This window comes from Lactobacillus helveticus, from assembly GCF_046109915.1.
GTDB classification, from domain to species: Bacteria; Bacillota; Bacilli; order Lactobacillales; family Lactobacillaceae; genus Lactobacillus; species Lactobacillus helveticus.
Genome location: NZ_CP151471.1, coordinates 1005750 through 1027517 on the forward strand (window position 1 = coordinate 1005750; position 21768 = coordinate 1027517).

The 21768-nt window shown below is 37.3% G+C and carries 16 protein-coding genes; 2 read left to right on the top strand and 14 right to left on the bottom strand.

Going from position 1 to position 21768, the window contains the following annotated elements; translation table 11 throughout:
* Positions 1–50: 50 nt before the first annotated feature.
* The 7 genes from AADV52_RS05160 to AADV52_RS05190 form a co-directional block, all read right to left on the bottom strand.
* Positions 51–1826 (bottom strand): glycoside hydrolase family 13 protein, encoded by a 1776-nt coding sequence (locus tag AADV52_RS05160; protein ID WP_014919122.1) that lies wholly within the window; start codon positions 1824–1826, stop codon positions 51–53.
* Positions 1826–4219, bottom strand: a complete 2394-nt coding sequence (locus AADV52_RS05165; RefSeq protein ID WP_014919123.1) for a glycogen/starch/alpha-glucan phosphorylase — start codon at positions 4217–4219, stop codon at positions 1826–1828. The genes AADV52_RS05160 and AADV52_RS05165 overlap by 1 nt, the downstream gene beginning before the upstream one ends.
* A 10-nt stretch (positions 4220–4229) precedes the next feature.
* On the bottom strand, positions 4230–5660 hold the full coding sequence (glgA, locus tag AADV52_RS05170; RefSeq protein WP_014919124.1) for a glycogen synthase GlgA: 1431 nt from the start codon (positions 5658–5660) through the stop codon (positions 4230–4232).
* 3 nt (positions 5661–5663) lie between these two features.
* Positions 5664–6812, bottom strand: a complete 1149-nt coding sequence (glgD, locus tag AADV52_RS05175; protein ID WP_014919125.1) for a glucose-1-phosphate adenylyltransferase subunit GlgD — start codon at positions 6810–6812, stop codon at positions 5664–5666.
* Complete coding sequence (locus tag AADV52_RS05180) at positions 6802–7947, bottom strand: glucose-1-phosphate adenylyltransferase (protein ID WP_014919126.1); 1146 nt, start codon at positions 7945–7947, stop codon at positions 6802–6804. The genes glgD and AADV52_RS05180 overlap by 11 nt, the downstream gene beginning before the upstream one ends.
* A 5-nt stretch (positions 7948–7952) precedes the next feature.
* Positions 7953–9869, bottom strand: coding sequence for a 1,4-alpha-glucan branching protein GlgB (gene glgB / locus AADV52_RS05185; RefSeq protein WP_014919127.1), 1917 nt, complete (start codon positions 9867–9869; stop codon positions 7953–7955).
* Between the two features lie 290 nt (positions 9870–10159).
* Positions 10160–11209, bottom strand: coding sequence for an IS30 family transposase (locus AADV52_RS05190; RefSeq protein ID WP_126096190.1), 1050 nt, complete (start codon positions 11207–11209; stop codon positions 10160–10162).
* Positions 11210–11322: 113 nt separating this feature from the next.
* Here AADV52_RS05190 and AADV52_RS05195 point away from each other — a divergent pair, with 113 nt between their 5' ends.
* Together AADV52_RS05195 and AADV52_RS05200 are read left to right on the top strand one after the other, a co-directional pair.
* Complete coding sequence (locus tag AADV52_RS05195; RefSeq protein WP_126096191.1) at positions 11323–12543, top strand: ISL3 family transposase; 1221 nt, start codon at positions 11323–11325, stop codon at positions 12541–12543.
* Between the two features lie 237 nt (positions 12544–12780).
* Complete coding sequence (locus AADV52_RS05200; protein WP_013854585.1) at positions 12781–14010, top strand: IS110-like element ISLhe4 family transposase; 1230 nt, start codon at positions 12781–12783, stop codon at positions 14008–14010.
* A 274-nt stretch (positions 14011–14284) separates the two neighbouring features.
* On the opposite strand, the gene AADV52_RS05205 is transcribed toward AADV52_RS05200, so the two are convergent.
* The 7 genes from AADV52_RS05205 to hpf form a co-directional block, all read right to left on the bottom strand.
* A complete protein-coding gene (locus AADV52_RS05205; RefSeq protein WP_003626023.1) occupies positions 14285–15304 on the bottom strand; it encodes an NAD(P)H-dependent glycerol-3-phosphate dehydrogenase in 1020 nt (339 codons plus the stop codon).
* A gap of 41 nt (positions 15305–15345) precedes the next feature.
* A complete protein-coding gene (lgt, locus tag AADV52_RS05210; RefSeq protein ID WP_014919130.1) occupies positions 15346–16185 on the bottom strand; it encodes a prolipoprotein diacylglyceryl transferase in 840 nt (279 codons plus the stop codon).
* Positions 16178–17146, bottom strand: a complete 969-nt coding sequence (hprK, locus tag AADV52_RS05215) for an HPr(Ser) kinase/phosphatase (RefSeq protein ID WP_014919131.1) — start codon at positions 17144–17146, stop codon at positions 16178–16180. Before hprK ends, lgt begins: the two co-directional genes overlap by 8 nt.
* Before the next feature lie 16 nt (positions 17147–17162).
* Positions 17163–17441: a hypothetical protein gene (locus AADV52_RS05220; RefSeq protein WP_014919132.1), complete on the bottom strand. Its 279-nt coding sequence runs from the start codon at positions 17439–17441 to the stop codon at positions 17163–17165.
* A gap of 7 nt (positions 17442–17448) precedes the next feature.
* Positions 17449–18565, bottom strand: a protein-coding gene (gene prfB / locus AADV52_RS05225; protein ID WP_119184511.1) for a peptide chain release factor 2 whose coding sequence is annotated in 2 segments (ribosomal slippage) — positions 17449–18492 and positions 18494–18565 — 1116 coding nt in all. Because the reading frame shifts where the segments join, the coding sequence is not laid out codon by codon here.
* 67 nt (positions 18566–18632) lie between these two features.
* On the bottom strand, positions 18633–21032 hold the full coding sequence (secA, locus tag AADV52_RS05230) for a preprotein translocase subunit SecA (protein ID WP_014919134.1): 2400 nt from the start codon (positions 21030–21032) through the stop codon (positions 18633–18635).
* 170 nt (positions 21033–21202) lie between these two features.
* Positions 21203–21748 (bottom strand): ribosome hibernation-promoting factor, HPF/YfiA family, encoded by a 546-nt coding sequence (hpf, locus tag AADV52_RS05235; protein WP_012211611.1) that lies wholly within the window; start codon positions 21746–21748, stop codon positions 21203–21205.
* Positions 21749–21768: the final 20 nt, after the last annotated feature.

A 21768-nucleotide genomic window follows, 5' to 3' on the forward strand; every position in this document is an offset into this window, starting at 1 on the left:
CTATTATCTAATAATCATTATAAGACTTATGCTTAATTAATTTAACTCAATTACAGATTAAATTTTTCAAAAAGTCCTTGTCTTGCAGCTAGCTTCTTGCCTAAATCATTTTTAACAATAATCTGACGCACTTGATCTGGTACGGCATAAAAGATGGCCTGACCGAAATTCAACTGATGTTCGCTTTCTGTTTTATTAAACCAAAACAAATTAACCTCTTTAGTATCGTAACGAACTATTGCTGTTAAATTCTGGGTGGTACTGATTATGCCAATTCTACCATCAACTAAAAGTCGATTTTTTCGTCTTCTTCGACACCATAGCTGCGTAATTTGCTCCAATTTTGCACTTTCTCTATTCCAAGGAAAATATGCTCGATTCTGTGGATCTTTACCTCCGCTTAAACCAGCTTCATCCCCATAATAGATGCACGGCACACCCGGAAGCATCATCATAATCGCCAATGCTAAAGCAACCAGATCTTCGTTTTCGCCCAATTCATTCTTAATGCGGGCAGTATCATGGGTACCAATATTGTTTAAACAGTTCTTCAAAAATGCTGCTGGATAGTCTTCGACAATACGTAAATATCGATCAATAATTCGCATTGCTTCTTCGTGATCCTGTGAACGCAAGATTTCTAAAATAAAGTTACGAACAGGATAATTCATCGTACCAGTTAAATTGTCGCCACTTGTATATGTCCTCAGTTCATTATTAACATACTTATGGCTGGCATCTTCCCAGACTTCACCAATTAGAACCTGACAATCCAATGCACTTAATCGTCTTCTAATCTGTCGCAAAAATTCCATGGGCAGTTCATCTGCTATATCTAGACGCCAACCGTCGACTCCTAGGCTAGTCCATTTGACTAATACCCCATCTTCACCATAAATCAGATTTTGATAACCAGGATTTGCTTTATTTACTTTAGGCAAATTAGTGATTCCCCACCATGAATCATATTCTGTGGGGTAATTCGTGAAATGAAACCAAGAATAATACGGACTAGCCTTACTCTTAATTGCCTCTTGAAAATAGTGACTATGATCACCAACATGATTAAAGACGCCATCTAAAATCAAGTGCATGCCATTTTTATGCAACGCATGTACTAAACTAATGAAATCAACTTCAGTCCCCAGCATAGGATCAATTTTCATAAAATCATTAGTATCATAACGGTGACTGCTTTCTGCCCAAAAGATAGGATTTAAATAAACAATGGTAACTCCTAATTTCTTTAAGTAAGGAATTTTTTGCTCAATTCCTTTTAGATTACCGCCAAAAAAATCCCAGCGCACAACATGACCTTTTTCATCTTTGACATAGAAAGGAGTATCTTCTTCAGTTGCATAGATAAAACTATTTTTCTTTTTCCCCAGGATTTCGCCATGCGGATTACCATTATTAAAACGGTCCGGAAAGATCTGATAAACAATTCCATCTTGATACCAATCTACTTGTGGAACCTCTTCATCATAGCAAGTTAACTGATATTGCGCTAAATTCTGATTGCTAGTAACCAGCTCGCCTTCACCACCAAGTGCTTCCTGATAATAAGATATTTGATTGCTTTGCTTTATTTCAAAATAATAATGATATAAACCCGATGTACCAATCGTTACCTGTACTTGGTAAGTCTGCTCATCTGTCTTTTTCATTGGATATGGTACAGGTGTTTCTTCAGCCTTAGTGAGCCATAAATTAATATAATCAACCGGTTCATCAATTTTGACTCTCCAAGTCACTGTAGTTCTAGCCTTAATCGCTCCAAAAGGACTCTTATATTCTGTATCCCAAGCGTTATATTTAATCTTCATTAATTAAGCTTCTTCAAGCCCCAAATGTCTTTAGCATAACGGGCAACAGTATTATCTGCGTTAAATTCTTCTGAATGAGCTATATTAACCAAAGCCTTTTGAGCCCAGCTGCGTTGATCATGCCAGTTTTCTTCAATCTTCTTTTGTGCTTGCAAGTAGCTTTCAAAATCAGCTAAAACCAAGAATTCTTCATTTTCTTGTAAGAATGAATCATATAAAACTCTGCCTTCATTAGCTGCCTTACTAAAACTACCATCAATTAAAGCATCAACAGTTTCCTTCATGACTTGATCAGAGTTGTACATATCCCTTGGCTTATAATCATGCTTATTATAATAGTCATAGACTTGATCCTTATTCAAACCAAAGATAAAGATATTATCTTGTCCTACTGCCTTAGCAATATCAACATTAGCACCATCCATTGTCGCTACAGTCAATGCACCGTTAGCCATAAGTTTCATGTTACTAGTCCCACTAGCTTCTTTCGTAGTAGTAGAAATTTGTTCACTGACATCAGCCGCTGGAATGATCTTTTCGGCTAAAGTAACGTCATAATTTTCAAGGAAAATAACCTTCAACTTGCCATGAATGCTTGCATCATTGTTAATGACATTAGCTACTTCGTTGATAACTTTGATGACATCTTTAGCATAAGTATAGCTTGGAGCAGCCTTAGCACCGAAGATAACCACTCTCTTAGGATGATCAATGCCGTTCTTCAAGTCATGGTAAAGCTTAATAATGTGCAACAATTTCAAGGTTTGCCGCTTGTATGCATGAAGTCGCTTGATTTGTACATCGAAGATAGCAGTTGGATCTACAGTAATCCCCGTTGTCTTCTTAATAAATTTAGCTAATTTTTCTTTATTTTCTAACTTAATTTCGTTAATCTGCTTTAAAACTTTAGCATTCTTGTATGAATCTTGCAAAAGCAGCATCTTAGCGGAATCAGTCCGCCAATCTCGCCCAACAGTTTGATCAAGCAATTTAGACAACTTTGGATTGGCAATCTGCAACCATCTGCGCAAAGTAATTCCATTAGTCTTATTGTTAAAGCGTTCTGGATAAAGTTCGTAGAATTCTTTCAATACTTCAGTTTCAAGCAAGTGAGTATGCAAAGGTGCAACGCCATTAACCGAGTGAGAACCAATAATTGCTAAGTGGGCCATTTGCACATTGCCGTTATTAACGATGCGTGTATCATTAATAACGCTTTCTGCAACCTTACCAGTCAAAGAAATGACATAGCGTCGATCGATTTCGGTAATAATCTGCATAATTCTTGGCAATAATTGAGTCATCATATTAATGTCCCATTTTTCCATTGCCTCTGCCATAATCGTATGGTTGGTATAACTCATTACCTGTACGGTAATCTTCCAAGCTTCATCCCAATCAATGTGGTACTCATCTACTAACAGCCGCATTAACTCAGCTACAGCCATAGCTGGATGAGTATCATTAATATGAACTGCAACGTACTTAGGCAAATTATGCATATCATTTTGCTTAAGATCCTTAGTGTAGTAACGCAAAATGCTCTGCAAACCAGCTGAAACAAAGAAGTATTCCTGCTTCAAACGTAATAAACGACCACTATAACTTGAGTCATCTGGATAAAGAATCGAAGTTAAATCCTCTACTTTACGTCGATCATCAATAGTAGGGTAATTAATTTCTTCTGATTCTGGAATTTCAGCATCCCATAAACGCATAGTGTTTACTATTCCAGTATGGTAGCCCACTACAGGGATGTCATATGGAACCGCCTTAATCGAATAACCACCATTATATTCCGGAGTCATCCAATTATCTTTTTGAACTAAGTTAACTTGTCCGCCAAAATGAACTAAGACAGACTTGTTGTCTCGCATAACTTCCCAATGATTATGCTTTTGCAACCAATCATTAGGCAATTCTACTTGATAACCATTTACAAACTTTTGCTTAAACAAGCCATACTTGTAACGAATACCGTTACCGTTGCCTACATAACCTGTCGAAGCTAAAGAATCCATAAAGGCTGCTGCTAAGCGTCCTAGGCCACCATTACCTAGAGCCATATCAGGTTCCTTAGCGGCAATATCGTCAAGATTCAAGCCTAAATCTTTAAGAGCTGATTTAACAGTATCCATCCAACCTAAGTTTAAAAGATTGCTTCGCAAGAGCGTTCCTGGTAAAAACTCAATTGAGAAGTAGTAAACCTGTTTTTTGCCTTCATGTGCTTCTTTAATTCTAGTTTCACGCCAATTTGGTGCATAGCCATCACGCAGAACATTGCTTAAGGCACTATATAGTTCGCCTAAACTAGCATGTTCCACATCAACAGCAAACTGACTATCGAGTTTTTGCTCTAACTCTTTCTTAAATTCTTCTTTTGTAATTTGCATAGATACTTCCTTAATCTACCAATTCTCCGTAAATCCATTGGTAATCACTAGCGGATTTATGCCATGAAAAGTCTGACTTCATCGCCGTCCGTTGCATCTTAAACCAAATATCCTTTTCACCATAAGCAGCGAGCATTTTCTTAATTGCTTGGACCATTTGATAACCGCTAAATTCTTTAAAGCCGAAACCAGTCCCTTCATTTTTGGTCTTATCATATACCCAAACCGTATCGGCCAAACCACCAATTTGGTGGACTACTGGTAAAGTACCATAATGCAAAGCAATTAGCTGTGATAATCCACACGGTTCAAATGCGGAAGGCATGAGGAAACTGTCTGCACCAGCATAGATTCTTTGCGCAAGCTTAGTATCAAAAGCTAAAGTCAAACTCATCTTGCCTGGATGACGTTTAGCGATTTCACTTAAAGCATGTTCATAGAATGGATCACCATTACCTAAAATTGCAACTTGTACATTGAATTGCAAAATATTATCAAGCTCATCTACCAATAATTGACAACCTTTTTGGGCTGTTAATCTAGTAACCATCCCAATCAATGGAATATGAGCTGCCCGCTTTAAGCCTAGTTCTTTTTGTAAAGCGATCTTATTTTGCACCTTCTTGCGCAATTTTCTCACATTATAATTAGCTTTAATATCTGGATCAGTTTCTGGATTATAACGCTTGAAGTCAATCCCGTTCAAAATGCCAGTAACCTTGTGTGAGCACATCCGCAAGATACCATCTAAGCCTTGACCAAACTCAGGCGTTTGAATCTCACGTGCATACGATGGACTAACAGTCGTTACTCGATCAGCGTATAAAATACCCGTCTTCATCCAATTAACATCACCGCTTTGACGAACAATGCCGCTATCAAACCAATCATAGCCCATATTGAAGAAACCCGGTAATGTTTTGGCATTATATTTTCCTTGGAATTCTAGGTTATGGATAGTTAGAACTGTCTTAATACCTCGATATGCATCGACAAAGCCCCATTTTTCATGAAGCAAAAATGGAATGAAGGCTGTGTGATAATCATTACAATGCAAAATACTAGGAATAAAATTGAATCGCTCCATCATCATAATGACTGCTTGCTGGAAATAAGCGAATCGCTCGCCATCATCGTAATAACCATAAATTCCTGGACGCTTAAAGTAATACTCATTGTCAATAAAGAAGTATGTTACGCCGTGATGCTTATACGTAAAAATACCACAATATTGATTACGCCAGCCAACTGGTACGATAAAGTTTCCTTGGTATTGCATCTTTTGACGGTATTTATCTGGAATATCTTGGTAAAGCGGCAAAACTACGCCCACATCATCGCCACGTTCAGCTAATTCATTAGGTAATGCTCCTAATACGTCACCCAAGCCACCAGTTTTGACAAATGGTGCACATTCAGCACCTGCAAATAAGATTCTCAAAATTTATCCTCTATTTCTAATCCAATCGTCATTAACATCATCATACTTTCTGATTACAATTGGCTTTTCTAGAGTTCCTTTAATTGTAACGCCTGCTTCAATTGTAACGTCTTTATCCAAAATAGCATACTCAACATGAGCACCCTTTTTGATATTAACGCTCGACATTACAATCGAATTAAGAACCCAACTGTTTTTATCAATTTCTACGCGTCGTGAAATCACACTGTGCTTCACTTCACCGAATACCCGGCAGCCAGTCCCAAAAATGGAATTCTTCACGATTGAGCCGGCTGAATAATAATTTCCTACTTCATTTCTAATTCGAGTAATTACCTTTTGATTGCCTTGAAGCAAAGAAGCAAATTGCTTTTGATCCAGCATATCCATATTGGCATCGAAGTAACTCTTAATATCACGAATATTTCTTAGGTAGCCTGTATATTCATAAGCCGTTGATCTATATTTAGCTGCTAGGGCTGCCAAAAGTTTAGAAATATCTGCAGTTGAATCGCTCATTTGAGCCTTCTCAAGCTGCTTTAAAATCCAGTCGGTGTTTGCAATATAAATATTCAAGCTCAAATTATATTCAAATTGCTTTTGCGTATCCATCATCTGCTGATTAGCCAAAATATTATTGTTATTATCTAGCACAAATACTTGATCATCAAAGGCTAAGCTATCATGCTTTACTTTTTTAAAGACACCAGTAATCTTGTTGCCATTTTCTTGGTGATAATGCAAAACTGATTGCAAATCAAAATTACCAACCATTTTATTGCCAATAAAGACAGCATAAGGGTAACTTGCCGTTTTTAAAAATTCGATGATATCAGCAAAATATGGCTCACCAGAAACTTGTCGCTGAATTATTTTTTGGTAAAAATCAATATATTCATACGAGCCGATCGTATCCAGTCCCCATTCTTTACCGCCACCTAAATGGTCAAAGTATGATCTGACCTTCTCTTGATTGATTAATGCATAAACATTGTTAATTCCGGCATTAACGATGCTTGACAATGGAAAGTCCATTAATCGATACTTACCTGCAAAAGCTAACGTTGATAGCGAGCGCTCATCCGTTAATGGCTTGAGTTCCTTATATTCATGTTGGTTGCTGAAAATGGCACTCATTTTATTATTCTTCATTTTGCAATACCCCTACTCTCTCTGAATTTCCAACTACAGCAATTTTACCCTTTTCATCTTCAACGACTGCGCCAGTACCAATTTCGGCGTTTTCACCGATAATCGCATGCTTAATTACCGCATTTTTACCAATCTTAACTCCAGGCATAATGACGGAATCGATAATCTGTGCACCCTTCTTCACGTCAACATTGGTTGACAAAATCGAGTGCTTAACAGTCCCATCAACGAAACAGCCATCAACTACCATTGAATTATCAATCTCAGCATTGTCAGTAATTACTTGAGGTGGTGCAATTGGGTCTTTAGAATAAATTCTCCATGAACGATCATAGAGATCCAAAGCATTATCAGTATCCAAAAATTCCATGTTGGCTGCCCATAATGAATAGATGGTACCAACATCCTTCCAATAACCCGAAAATGGATAAGCAAAAACACGTTCATCACTCTTTAAGTAGTATGGAATAACATCCTTACCAAAGTCGATCATGTCGTCATTAGTTGAAAAGGCGGTAGTTAAAACTTCACGCAATCTCTTCCAGTTAAAGATATAAATCCCCATAGATGCATGATTGCTTTGTGGATGTTCTGGTTTTTCACAAAATTCTATAATTCGATCACTTACATCAGTATTCATAATGCCGAAACGATGAGCTTCCTTCATCGACACATCAATTACCGCAACAGTTAAAGAAGCATTGTTCTTAATGTGATCTTCCAGCATTAATTCATAATCCATCTTGTAGATATGATCACCTGATAGGATTAATAAATACTCTGGATCTTGACGATCAATAAAATCAATGTTTTGGTAAATCGCATGAGCCGTACCTTGGAACCATTTGCTGCCACGACTATCTGTATACGGCTGCAAAATTGTAGCACTAGAATTCAATCCATCTAATCCCCAGCTAGCACCATTACCAATGTGATTGTTCAAGGTAAGAGGTTGATACTGCGTAATAATACCCACATCACGTACACCGGAATTTACGCAATTACTCAACGTAAAATCGATAATTCGATAACGACCACCAAATGGAACGGCAGGCTTAGCCTGATTCTGTGTTAACTTGCCTAATCTGGTTCCTTTCCCACCAGCTAAAATCATTCCCAGCATTTTATTCTTCATAATTATTACTTCCCTCCTCTTTGACTATGTTTGCGCCGTAGATGTCTCTTAATATTGACCTCTTTAGGTTTCAAGATCAATGCACTAAATCCAGGGACATCAAGTTCAACTTGATATTCCATATTCTTAAACTGCTTCTTTACCGTCGTGCAAATTTGCGCTGCTTGATTCCAATGACCACCAAACTCTACTCGAGCAGTATTCAACACTTCCTTGTACTCACCTGAATATGGCACGCCAATTGCAAACTTCTTTCGCTCTACCGGTGTAAAGTTCAGAATGATAACTAAGAAATCCTTTCTTCGCTTCCCTTGACGAATAAAAGATAGAACTGACTCATCCTTATTATCAGCATCAATTACCTTTAAAGCAGTTTTCTTTTGCTCTAATTGCCATAATGACGGCTCATCCAAATAGAATTGGTTCAAGACACGATCAAATCTTCGCATCTTATTATTCAAAGGATCTTGTAATTCAGACCATTCAAGTCCTTCATTAAAGCGCCATTCCAAGTATTGCCCAAATTCACTCCCCATAAACAAGAGCTTTTTGCCTGGATAGGTCATCAGCATGGTATATAAATTCCGCAATTGAGCAAATTGTTGATCACGCTTGCCCCACATCTTATTCATTAAACTTCGTTTACCATGCACAACTTCATCATGCGATAATGGCAAAACAAAATTTTCACTCATCCGATACATAAACGAAAAGGTGGCTAAATTGAAGTTGAATTTTCTAAATAAAGGATCCATTTCATAGAAACGTAAAACATCATTCATCCACCCCATATTCCATTTAAAATCAAAGCCTAACCCGCCATCTTCAATTCGGCCTGTAATCTTAACTTGAGCTGAACTTTCTTCAGCAATCATCAAATCCTCTGGATGCAAACCCTTCACCGTACGGTTCAGCTTATGCAAAAATTCAATCCCCTCTAAGTTACGATTGCCGCCATACTTATCTGGTTGCCATTGACCAGGCCCGCGATCATAATCGCGGTAAAGCATATTAGATACCGCATCTACACGCAGACCATCTAAATGATAATATTCTAGCCAGAATAATGCGCTTGAAAGCAAAAATGATTGTACTTGCGGCTTACCTAAATCAAAATTAAGTGCGCCCCAGCCTTTATTTTCAGCACGCCATTTTTCTGCAAATTCATAACAAGGCGTACCGTCATAATATGCCAAAGCATCATTATTAATACAAAAATGCCCTGGTACCCAATCGCAAAAAACTCCGATATTATGCTGGTGACAAGCCTCTACGAAGTCTTGCAATTCACTAGGCGTACCATATGTACTACATAATGCAAAATAGCCCGTTGCCTGATACCCCCAAGAAGCATCAAGTGGATGCTCAGTTAATGGCAGAAATTCAATATAATTAAAACCTTGTTTTTGCACATAAGGAATTAATTCTTTTTGTAAATCTTTCAATGTATAAAGTGAACCATCAGCATGTCTCTTCCATGAGCTAGCGTGCACTTCATAAATATTGATTGGCCTAGCAAAATGATTCATCTGCTTGTTTCTGCCAATCCAAGCAGCATCGTGCCAGTGCTTTTCTGGCAAATTCGCTACAACTGCAGCATCCCCCGGACGATGTTCAAATTGCGTTGCCATTGGATCAATCTTCATGACTTCTGTACCATCAGCTTGCTTAACCAAAAATTTATAAAGTTGGCCAATCTGGGGCTGATCAGTAATAACTGTCCAAATTCCTTGTTCATTTTCTGACATTGGCAAAGTCTTTTGCCAATCATTAAAGTCGCCAACTAACCAAACTTGGCGTGCTTTTGGTGCCCAAACACTGAACCTGAAGTTACGATCTATCTGATGACAACCCAAAATATCCTGTAGCTTAAGCTCAGTACCAGCGCCGAATTTGCGATACCGTTCTTCAAGAATTTCCATAAATACCTCTTTCTTTTAAAATGAATGCGCTTTCCACTTTTAATATACCACTATTATAAGACTTTATTTATAATATAAGCTCTATAATTTTTCCTGTTGATGATTTATCAATATGATAAGCTGTTAACAGGTTTTTTATTGCATAAAAAAGGAGGACATAGTCCCCTGCAATAAAAAATCTATCCTACTAAACATTTTATAAATAAAGGTGTGTTTCTATGTCCTCTTTTAATAATTGTATTAAATTTGATCTTGATATTAAACGTAAATTGCAATAATAAATTGAACGCTTAAGCTGCTTGATAGATTTGATCTAATTCTCTCTCAAAGATTTCATCTGGCGTGTGATATGCCAGGATCTTTCTGGGCAAAGAGTTGCACCAGGTTTCAATATCAATGATTTGTTGGAGAGAATAGTTATTGATGCAGTCTCCTTTAGGAATGAATCTGCGGATCAGGCCATTATGTCTTTCAACAGTTCCTTTATCACAAGAAGTATAAGGATGAGCATTATAAATAAGCGTTTTAGAGACTTGTTCCAGATTAGCTAGATCCGCAAACTCTGAACCATTATCAGTAGTAATTGTCTTAAAGATATCGTTCCAATGCTCGCTGTACTGTTTTTGAAGCTTTTGAAAAGCCTGCATGACGCTGGCAGAGGTCTTGTCAGGTATACGAATAATCAGGAATTCGCGGCTCATGCGCTCGGAAAGAGTTAACAGAACCTGATCGTCCTTGGTCTTATGACCCAAGACAAGATCGCATTCCCAATGACCAAATTCGCTGCGCTGCTCAATCTCTTTAGGCCGCTCTTCGATGCTTCGTCCCAGCTTCTTCTTGTTTTGGCGAACATGATGAAGCTTGGTATTGCGCTTGAGCTTTTCGGGCAAGTTATAGTTTTTGATGGTCATCAGTCCTTGATCAACGTAGTTGTACAGAGTTCTGGTGCAGACTGTTTGATAATGCGAGAATTCCCCGGTAGCTAAACTACGGTTGGCACAAACGTCAAGCGACCAGCCGTCTTCAAAGAAATGCTTAATGACATAATTGATAAAGCCAGCCTTCTTCAAGAAATCTGATTTGCGGCCACAGTGGCGCCGATTTATTTGATAAACGCTTTGGCCCTGATCAGCCTTGTAGCGCTTCTGCTTGCCGTGATAGAGAGAAACAGTGCCCCGTCTGACTTCATAGCTGATCGTAGAAGGAGAGCAGCCCAGTTCGCGAGCAATTGCTCTAATAGAGCAGCCATCTTTTAAGCGAGTTTGGATAATAACCCGTTCTTCAAATGACAAGTGCTTGCCTTTAATGTGCTGATTCATGGTAGAATGTAAAGAGTCCATTTGTGACCTCCAATAGATGTTTTTTGTGGTTATTAACATTCTATCAAACAGGTCCAGATGGACTTTTATTTTTTACAAAGTGTTCAACTTAATTTTACAATCGGCCTCTTGATATTAAAGAAAAAAATATTGTTTTTAAGAGCTTTTTCTACAAGATGGTTCAAATGAAGAAGCATAAAATCTATGAAGCCGAATTAATTCAACCCGCTTGCCCTTGCTGTGGCTCCTTGGCTCTCCTGCATAATGGTCATTTGATTACTAATATTCACTATTTGACAGCTAATGCTAGTCATCCTGTAATTATCAGACTAGCTAAACAGCGAGTTAAATGTCGCGCTTGCAATCGCTGGTCAATGGCTCAATCAGAATTAGTAAACAAATACTGCTCTATTTCTAATGCATCCAAACTGAAGGTATTATCTGCTTTGACTGAAGACAGTTCCATGACCAGCATTGCTAGAGAAAACAATGTCTCTGTCAATACCGTCCAAAGAGTTCTAGGCAGCTGTTCGCATCATTTTCTTGACAGCTATGAATACTTGCCAGCTCATTTAGCTTTTGATGAGTTCAAGGGCGTTGATCGTCAGCTGCACTTTATCTGTTTAAATGGTGACAATCATCAAGTCGTTCAGATTCTTAGAACACGCTATAAGAAGACCCTGCTTAAATATTTTGGTCGTTTCTCACCCCAAGCTAGAGCCAACGTTAAAACGGTCACGATGGATCTTAATTTTTACTATCAAGATATCGTTAGAGCCTGTTTCCCTAATGCACAGATTGTCATTGATCGCTTCCACATGATTCAGATGCTCACTCGATCATTCAACTCACTAAGAGTTCGAACCATGAAGACCTTTGACAAGAAATCCAGAGAGTATCAGCTGCTCAAATCTCCCTGGAAACTATATTTAAAAAAGTATGATGAACTCGAAAAGATTCATCCTCGCTATAATTGGCATTATAAAGATTGCTTAACTCAAGTGCAAGTAGTGATGGAGGGTATCGGTGCCAACACTACATTAGAAAACTCATATAATCTGATGCAGAGCTTTATTAAGGCGATTGAAGACGGCGATACTCAGAAAATTGAATCATTAATTGCCAGCAAAGATTCCATTGGAGCTTTAATGCATAAAACGCTGCTAACCTTCAAACATAATCTAAAAGCGGTACTCAACGGAGCAGCTTTGACTTACTCCAATGGCTGCCTTGAAGGCTTCAACCGCAAAATCAAGCAAATCGAACGAACAGCTTTCGGCTATTCCAATTTTATCAATTTATTAACCATAATTCGTTTAGAGGAAAACTTGTTTAAAGAAAACATACTAACCTAGTGTTGGATTATGAATCGACGGATTCATGATCTGGCACTTTTTATTTTGTCTAAAATAGAAAGTGAAGATAAAGCAAATAAAGTCTTGGTTCTTTTGGACGTGTAACGTCGCAAAGAAAACGGACTGCTTTACCGCCTATTTATAAGTCTCTTCGAAGTCTGTGGGCACTTGATGCCGAGTTCAGAAAATGAGAATTAATAGGTTGATAAAACTGTTTGTCTTCACTTGGAGGTTAGAATGATGAAACAAAATATTATCTTTGGCATTGATGTTAGCAGTAAATCGTCTACAGTTTGTGTAGTAATTGATCGAATTAAGCAAGGTGAAACCTTTAAGATTACTAATGATTCCTTTGGCTATCAAGATCTATTGGATCGTTTAAATCAATACTTGATCACGCCTTTAGTAGTTTTTGAAGCTACGGGAGTTTATTCATTGAGTTTACAGGCTTTTTTAGAAGATTATCATATCAAGTATTTAAAGCTTAATCCCTTAAAGGCTAAGAAGCTGATGGACAATAATCTAAGGCATAATAAAACCGATAAAGTTGATGCTTATCGGTTAGCTTTAATTCAATTCAATGCGCCACAAAAATTGCGTGCTCCTCAACCTAAGGAATATCATGAACTGCAAAATGCGAGTCGTTATTACGAAGAGCTTACTCAAGCCCTGATAATCAATAAAAATCAGCTCCATCGTAATTTGCAGTCTACTTTTCCTCAGATAGAGAGTATCCTTTCAACTTCATCTGGCAGAGTTTATTGGACGATTGTCAGCTTATTCCCGCATGCCCAATATGTTTTAAATCACAATGAAAACCAGGTCTTTCAAAGTTTGTTGGCCATTTCAGGAATTGGCAGACAAAGAGCTCATTATTTAACAACTAGGCTCTATGCCTTAGCCAGACAAGCTTATCCATATGACAATGAAAGCAGTATTACTATTCGAGCAATTCAGCGTAATATTGCCAATTTGCTTTCTCTAAGTGCCGAAAGAGATAATGTGATCAATTATATGGAAAAGCTTGCTATGCAAGCAAATGCACGGTCTTTGAATATCTATGAGAGTATTCCTGGCATTGCCAAAACTACTGCTGTTAGGTTGGTAGCCGAATTAGGTGATTTAAGACGGTTTGATACTTCAGCCCAAATTGATGCCTTTGTTGGCATTGATCCAGGCCGCTATCAATCAGGTGAAAAGGACAGTCATTTAGGAATAACCAAACATGGCAATCACTTAGCTAGAAAGATTCTTTATCGAACAATTACTCAAATGGAAACTGTCAAAGCTACTCAGCCTTGTCATATCACTGATTATTATGATAAGAAAAAACGATCTTCAAATAGCCGGGGCTATAAGAAAATCGCCATTGCATCAGTTCATAAACTGATACGTACAATGTTTGCTCTTATCAAACATGATCAATTATATGATTACAACGTAGCCACACATAACCAAAGACTTTAGTTGAAATCAAATGATCAACTTCAGTATAACAACCTATGAAAAAACTACAAGTACTCATAGGCTTATTTGTGTTACATATAATTATTAATAAATTTAGTTTTCTAACTTAATTAGCTTCATTCGTACCAATAATTCTAATAAAATAATCTATTAAATTATTGATATTACTTGACTTAAGGTAGAAAAAGAACCAAACAGCCTTTTAATGGCCGCTTGATTCTATTCATTTACTCTCTATCAACAGGATTTGACAAAGAGCCATTATTACTAAATATTAAAGACGGATTTCTGGCTTAGGATCTCTACCCATCATTTGCTTAATTTCTTCAGCTACATCAGTATTTTCATAGAGAACACGGTAAATAGCATCACAAATTGGCATATCGATGTTCTTTTCTTCACTAAGTTCGTGAACAGCCTTCACAGTAGTTGCACCTTCAACTACTTGACCCATGTTTTTAAGAACGTAATCTAAGCTCTTGCCTTCACCAATTTGTTTACCAGCACGCCAGTTACGTGAGTTAACTGAAGTACAAGTAACAATTAAGTCACCAATACCTGATAAACCACTGAATGTCATTGGCTTAGCACCAAAGTAGTTAACGCCTAAACGAGTAATTTCAGCCAAACCTCTAGTCATAAGTGCGGCTTTAGCATCATCGCCATAGCCTTGTCCTACTAAAATACCGGCAGCAATGGCAATAACGTTCTTAACGGCACCACCAACTTCTACACCAACTAAATCATCGTTGGTGTAAAAACGAACGTAGTCGTTTGAGAAAATCTTTTGAACTTTTTTAGCATTTTCTTCATCAGTTGAAGCACATGCAATAGCAGTTAAGTCCTTTTGAGCAACATTTTCAGCATGACTTGGACCAGAAATAGCTACAATCTTATCTTCGTCATTTGGATAAACTTCTTCAGTTAAGATTTCTGAAATGAGCTTCTTAGTACCTGGTTCAATACCCTTAGTTGCAGTAACTAAAAGTGGCTTAGCACCTGTTTTGTCCAGTACTTTACGTACATTTTTAGCAACAATTCTTACTGCCTTAGTTGGTAAAACGAATAAAACTAATTCTGCACCGTTAAGTGCTTCTTCAAGATCTCCAGTAGCCTTAGCATTTTCATTCAATTTCCAATCTTTCATGTAGTGACTATTAGTATGAGTCTTATTAATTTCTTCGTTAACACTTTCGATATTGCCATAAAGAGTTACGTCATTACCGTTATCGGCTAACATTGAACCTAAAACTGAACCCCATGAACCATTACCTAAAACTGCAATCTTTGTCATTTTCTCTCTCAAACTTTCTAATTGAAATTTTATTATCTAAACTAATCTCTTGTATATGGATATTTTAACCCACTACCTTGCAAATACCACTTTGGTTTAACAACTTTACGACGATAAATCCATAAAATAATCGTCGCAATAAACAAAACCAAGCTTAATGCTTGTGATACTCGAATCATACCAAAGGCATACAGGCTATCCGTTCTCAGACCCTCAACAAAGAATCTTACTACACTATACCAAAGAAGATAAGTCATGAAAACTTCTCCTTGCTTAAATACGTGTTTTCGATGACGCAAAGCCAGAATCAAAATTAAGCCTATCAAGTTAAAAAAAGACTCATAAAGAAAAGTAGGCTGGTAATATGTTCCACCTATTTTCATTTGTTGAATAATAAACTCTGGTAAATGCAAACTTTGTAAAAAATGAAGTGTAGTTGGACTACCGTGCGCCTCTTGATTTACAAAGTTGCCCCAGCGTCCTAAGATTTGAGCGGCCATTACACCTGGCGTAATGATATCTAACATCAAAAACGGTGGTAGCATTCTTTTGTAACAAAAAACTAAAAGTACTATTAGACCTGCGATCAATCCACCATAAATTGCGATACCACCATGCCAAATAGCAATAATTTGATCTGGATGCTGAGAATAGTATCCCCATTCGAAAATCACGTAATATATTCTAGCACCTACATAGCCTAATGGCACAGCCCATAAGAGCAAATCAATAAAATCATCACTGATTATTTGTCTTTTCTTGCCTTCCTCAATGGACATCCACGCAGCAAGTATAATTGCCACAGCCATAATAATACCGTACCATTTTACACTTAAATTTCCTAATTGAAATGCAACCGGATTAATTACCATATTAATCATTATGTGGTTCCTTATTTGTATCCTCTTTTGAATGTTCTGAAATTAAACTGGTTAAATTATTATCAAAAGTTTGTGTAGCATCGTAACCCATTTGCTTAGCTCTGAAGTTCATTGCAGCTACCTCGATAATACTTTCGATGTTACGTCCAACCTTAACTGGAATATTAACTTGTGGAATAGGCACGTTGCAAAGCGTGCGCGTATTTTCTTCAAAGCCCAAACGATCATAGTTAGCCTTGGGATCCCAGTTAACCAAGTTAATTACCAATTGAATCTCAGTTCTACTCTTTACAGCACCAGCACCAAATAAGTTCATCACGTCAATGATCCCGATACCTCTGATTTCCATCAAGTGACGCAAAATCTTTGGAGCTTCACCTACAACTGTGTTGTGATCCTTTTGGAAGGCATCTACTCGGTCATCCGCTATTAAACGGTGGCCTCTTTGAACTAAACCTAGTGCCGTTTCAGATTTACCAACACCAGAAGCACCCGTTAGCAAGACACCCATACCCTTAATTTCAACCAAAACGCCATGGATACTGGTTCTTTTAGCCAAACGTGCTCGCAAATATTCAGTTAAAATACTTGAAATATAGGTAGTTGATTCGCCAGTCTGCAAAATTGGAATATCAGCTTCTTCTGCGGCTTCTGATAATTCCTTAGGCACAGGTAAAGAACGTGATATTAAAAAGCATGGTGTGGCTTTAGTCGCCATTTTATTGAAAACATGCATTCTAATGTCATGGTCTAATCTAGCAGCATATGAAATTTCAGTACGACCTAATAATTGAATACGTTGTGCAGGATAAAAATCAAAGTATCCCGTTAACTCTAATCCCGGACGATAAATATCAGAAACATATATTTCATCATCCTTAATATATTCATGTCCTTGATATACCTCAAGAATACTCTTATTGTCCTCAATTAAATTGCTTAATTTTACTGCATCGGCCATAGTGATTACCTCCCAACTATTTATCGATATCTTTTGTAGTCACATTTTTAGCTTTTTTTCGTGCGCGAGTCTGTGACTGAGTAGAATTAACATTTTTAAACCAATCATAGTAATTACCACTACTTGGCATATTATTCTTATTTTTTCTTCCAGTAAACCAGCCAATTAGCCAAATAACTGCGATTGCAATTAAAGCTACTGGCAATAAGAGAATAAATGCTTTAAAAAAGACAAATAATAAACTTAAAATAATTAACGCTATTAAAACTAACGTTACAATGCCTAAAAAACTCATCTTTCATTTACTCCGGATTTTCTTGACTAAGAAGCCATTGCAAATATGAATAAATAAATGGTTGCAATTTTCCATCCATTACGCCATTTACATCTGCAGTTTCATACCCTGTACGTAAATCTTTAACTAAATTATATGGGTGGAAAACATAGGACCTAATTTGTGATCCCCAGCCGATTTCCTTTTGATCACCTTTTAAAGCTTGCTTTTGCTTTCGTTTTTTCTCTTCTTCCAAATGGAAAAGCTTAGCTCTTAATTCATTCATTGCAGTTTCACGGTTTTGAAGCTGTGAACGCTGAGCTTGAGAAGTAGTAACAATTCCTGTAGGCAAGTGAGTGATTCTAACAGCACTAGAAGTTTTGTTAATATGTTGTCCACCGGCACCACTAGAACGATAGACATCAATTCGCAAATCCTTAGGATCAATATCAATTTTAATACTATCATCTATTTCGGGAATTACTTCTACCGAAGCAAACGAAGTGTGTCGTCTTTTAGCAGCATCAAAAGGTGATATTCTAACCAAACGATGGACACCATTTTCTGATTTAAGCATCCCATAAGCATTATTTCCACTGATTCTAACGCTTACGCTCTTAAGGCCAGCTTCTTCACCAGATTCATAATCATTAATCTCAAATTTGAAACCTGCTGCATCACAGTATCTTTGATACATCCGAAAAAGCATTTGCCCCCAATCCATGGCTTCAGTACCACCAGCACCTGGGTGAATTTCAAGCAATGCATTATGACTATCGTATTTACCTGATAACAATAAGTCTAATTCATAATTATGAAACGCTTCTTGCAGATCTTTTAAATCAGTTTCAACTTCTTGCTGCAAATCAGCATCTGGTTCTGCTCGCAACAATTCAAGAGCAGTTAATTCATCTTCATAATCCTGTTGTAATTTTAAAAACGAATCACGTTTCTCTTTTAACAAATTATTATCACTAATTAATTTTTGGGCACCTTCTTGGTCATCCCAAAAACCAGGCTGCATCATCTTTGCTTCATTTATTTCGATGCTTTCATCAATTGTATCAAGGTCAAAGAGACCCCCTAAAGTGATCTAGGCGCTTCTTTAGTTCGTCTAGCACACTTTGAATTTCACTAATTTCCATAATAAACCAAATTCCTTTTACTAAAATTGCAAAAAAAAGGAAGCTGTTAACTCCCCTTCTTTCTTTATTAACGACTAAGATTTTGTCTAATTTCAGCCTTCATGAACAAACGAGTTACATCAAATTCAATATTTGAAATCATTTCTTCAAACATTCTGTAACCAGAATCTTGATATTCAACAAGCGGATTAAGCTGTCCATAACCACGAAGACCAATTGATTGACGCAATTGATCCATTGCATCAATATGATCAGTCCAGCGATCATCAACAACACGCAAGATAACAACCTTTTCGAATTCAAGCATTTGACTAGGATCGCCCAATGCTTTTTCTTTATCTTCGAAGTTCTTTTCTACAATGTCGTATAACTTTTTCTTTAAGTCTTCAACACTGATAGTCTTAAAATCAATTGAGTCTGTAACTTGTTCAGAAGTCAAACTTGAAGAAATAAAGTCGCGCAATGAATCAAGACGCCATTCACTTCTATCGCCTTGAGTAAACATATCAACTTGACTATCAATTGTACGGTGAATCATTGGAATCAAAACATTCTTCAATGACTTGTCAGCATCAATTACTTGCATTCTTTCACCGTAAATAATTTCACGTTGAATACGCATAACATCATCGTATTGCAAAGTCTGTTTACGAATATCGTAGTTGTTACCTTCAACACGTTTTTGAGCTGATTCCACTTGACGGGTAATCAAACGACTTTCAATCACTTTATCATCATCATTATCTGATAAACGATCTAAGAAGTCCTTAACACGATCTCCACCGAAACGCTTCATCAAGTCATCTTCAAGTGACAAATAGAAACGAGTATAACCAGGGTCACCCTGACGACCAGAACGACCACGAAGCTGGTTATCAATACGACGCGATTCATGTCGTTCAGTACCAATTACGGCTAAACCACCAAGTTCTTTCACACCAGGCCCAAGCTTAATATCAGTACCACGACCAGCCATGTTAGTAGCAATAGTAACAGCTCCACGTTGACCGGCATTCATAATGATTTGAGCTTCCTTAGCGTGATTCTTAGCGTTCAAAACAGCATGTGGAATTCCTGCTTCATCAAGCAAGTGGCTAAGTCTTTCTGAACTTTCAATGGCAACAGTACCAACCAAAACAGGTTGACCATTAGCATGGCGCTTCTTAATTTCTTCAACTACAGCATGGAATTTTGAATCCAAAGTTGGGTACAAAATATCAGGCATATCTTTTCTGGCAATTGGACGGTTAGTTGGAATTGTGATTACCTGCATGTTGTAGATTTCACGGAATTCTTCTTCTTCAGTCTTAGCAGTACCAGTCATACCGGATAGCTTCTTATACATTCTGAAGAAATTCTGGTAAGTTATTGTAGCTTGAGTCTTAGATTCTTCTTGAATCTTAACGCCTTCCTTAGCTTCAATGGCTTGGTGCAATCCGTCTGAATAACGACGTCCTTCCATTACACGACCAGTGAATGAGTCAACGATCAAAACTTCACCATCTTGAACAACGTAGTCAATGTCCTTAAGCATGATGTAGTTAGCACGAAGAGCTTGATCGATATGGTGAACCAGCTTTTGGTTTTCAACATCATATAAGTTTCTTAAACCAAAGTGTTTACATGCCTTTTCAATACCAGTTCTGGTAAGAGAAATAGTCTTAGTTGGCCAATCGATCTTGTAATCGCCATAATCTTCGTCATCATCCACATCGTCATCGCTTTTATCTTCTGATAAAGTCTTAACAAAGCGGTCTGCACGAATGTAGTCACTGTTTGCTTGTTCAGCTTCACCAGAAATAATCAATGGCGTTCTAGCTTCATCAATCAAAATTGAGTCAACTTCGTCGATGATAGCGTAATTAAGCGGACGTTGAACCATTTGTTCTTTATAAACAACCATGTTGTCACGCAAATAGTCAAAGCCTAATTCTGAGTTAGTTGAGTAAGTAACATCACAATTATAAGCTTCGCGCTTTTCATCTGGGGACATTGAATTCAAGTTCAAGCCTACAGTCAAACCAAGCCACTTATAGAGTTGACCCATTTCTTCTTCGTCACGACTAGAAAGATATTCGTTAACAGTAACAACGTGAACGCCTTTTCCCTCAAGGGCATTCAAATAAACAGGCATAGTAGCTGTCAAAGTCTTACCTTCACCAGTCATCATTTCGGCAATGTTACCGAAGTGAAGTGCGATACCACCTAAAATTTGAACGTGGAATGGGTAAAGACCAAGAACACGCTTAGCACCTTCACGTGCTACAGCAAATGCTTCTGGCAAAAGATCATCTAAGCTTTCACCCTTCTTGATCCGTTCACGAAACTCTGGAGTCTTAGCTTGCAATTGTTCATCGGTAAGCTTGCTCATTTCATCAGCATAGCCTTCTACTTTGTTGGCATATTTTTCGAATTTCTTAAGTTCTCTTTTATCGTCGTTATATAATTTCTTTAAAATATTTAGCATTAAATCGGTCCTTATATAAAATATTTAGCATTAAATCGGTCCTTATATATCGTAAAGTCTAAAAATACAGATTAATTTTAACATGATTATTTATAAATTAAAAACATTCTAAATAAAAACCTCGCGTAAGTTAAACGCGAGGTTTCGTACTGATAAATATTTTACCTTAATTATTCATTAGTTTCAATTAAACCGTAACGACCATCGTTTCTGCGGTAAACAACACTAATACCATTGGTTTCAGCATCTTCAAATACAAAGAAATCATGTTCCATCATGTCCATTTGCAAAATTGCTTCTTCTGGATCCATTGGTTTTAAGCTTACTCGCTTGTTACGAACGATATCAAACTCGCTAGGCTTCTTTTCTTCTTCTTCGGGTTGTTCCACAAAGAAATCTTGTAATCCCTTTTCACGACTCTTTCTGTTTACACGAGTCTTGTACTTTCTAATTTGACGTTCAAGTTTCTCGGAAACGAAGTCAATGCTACGATACATATCGTCCGTGGTCTCTTCTGCTCTCAAAACTAAGTATGGTAAAGGAATAGTAACTTCTACTTTAGCAGAGTGGTCACGGTATACTCTCAAGTTTACGTGTGCAATCACGTCTTGATTTAATTCAAAATATTTTTCTAATTTATTTAACCGTTTTTCTACATAACTTCTTAAAGCATCAGTTACTTCAATATTTTCTCCACGAACATTATACTTTAACATATAAGATTCTCCTTTCACCG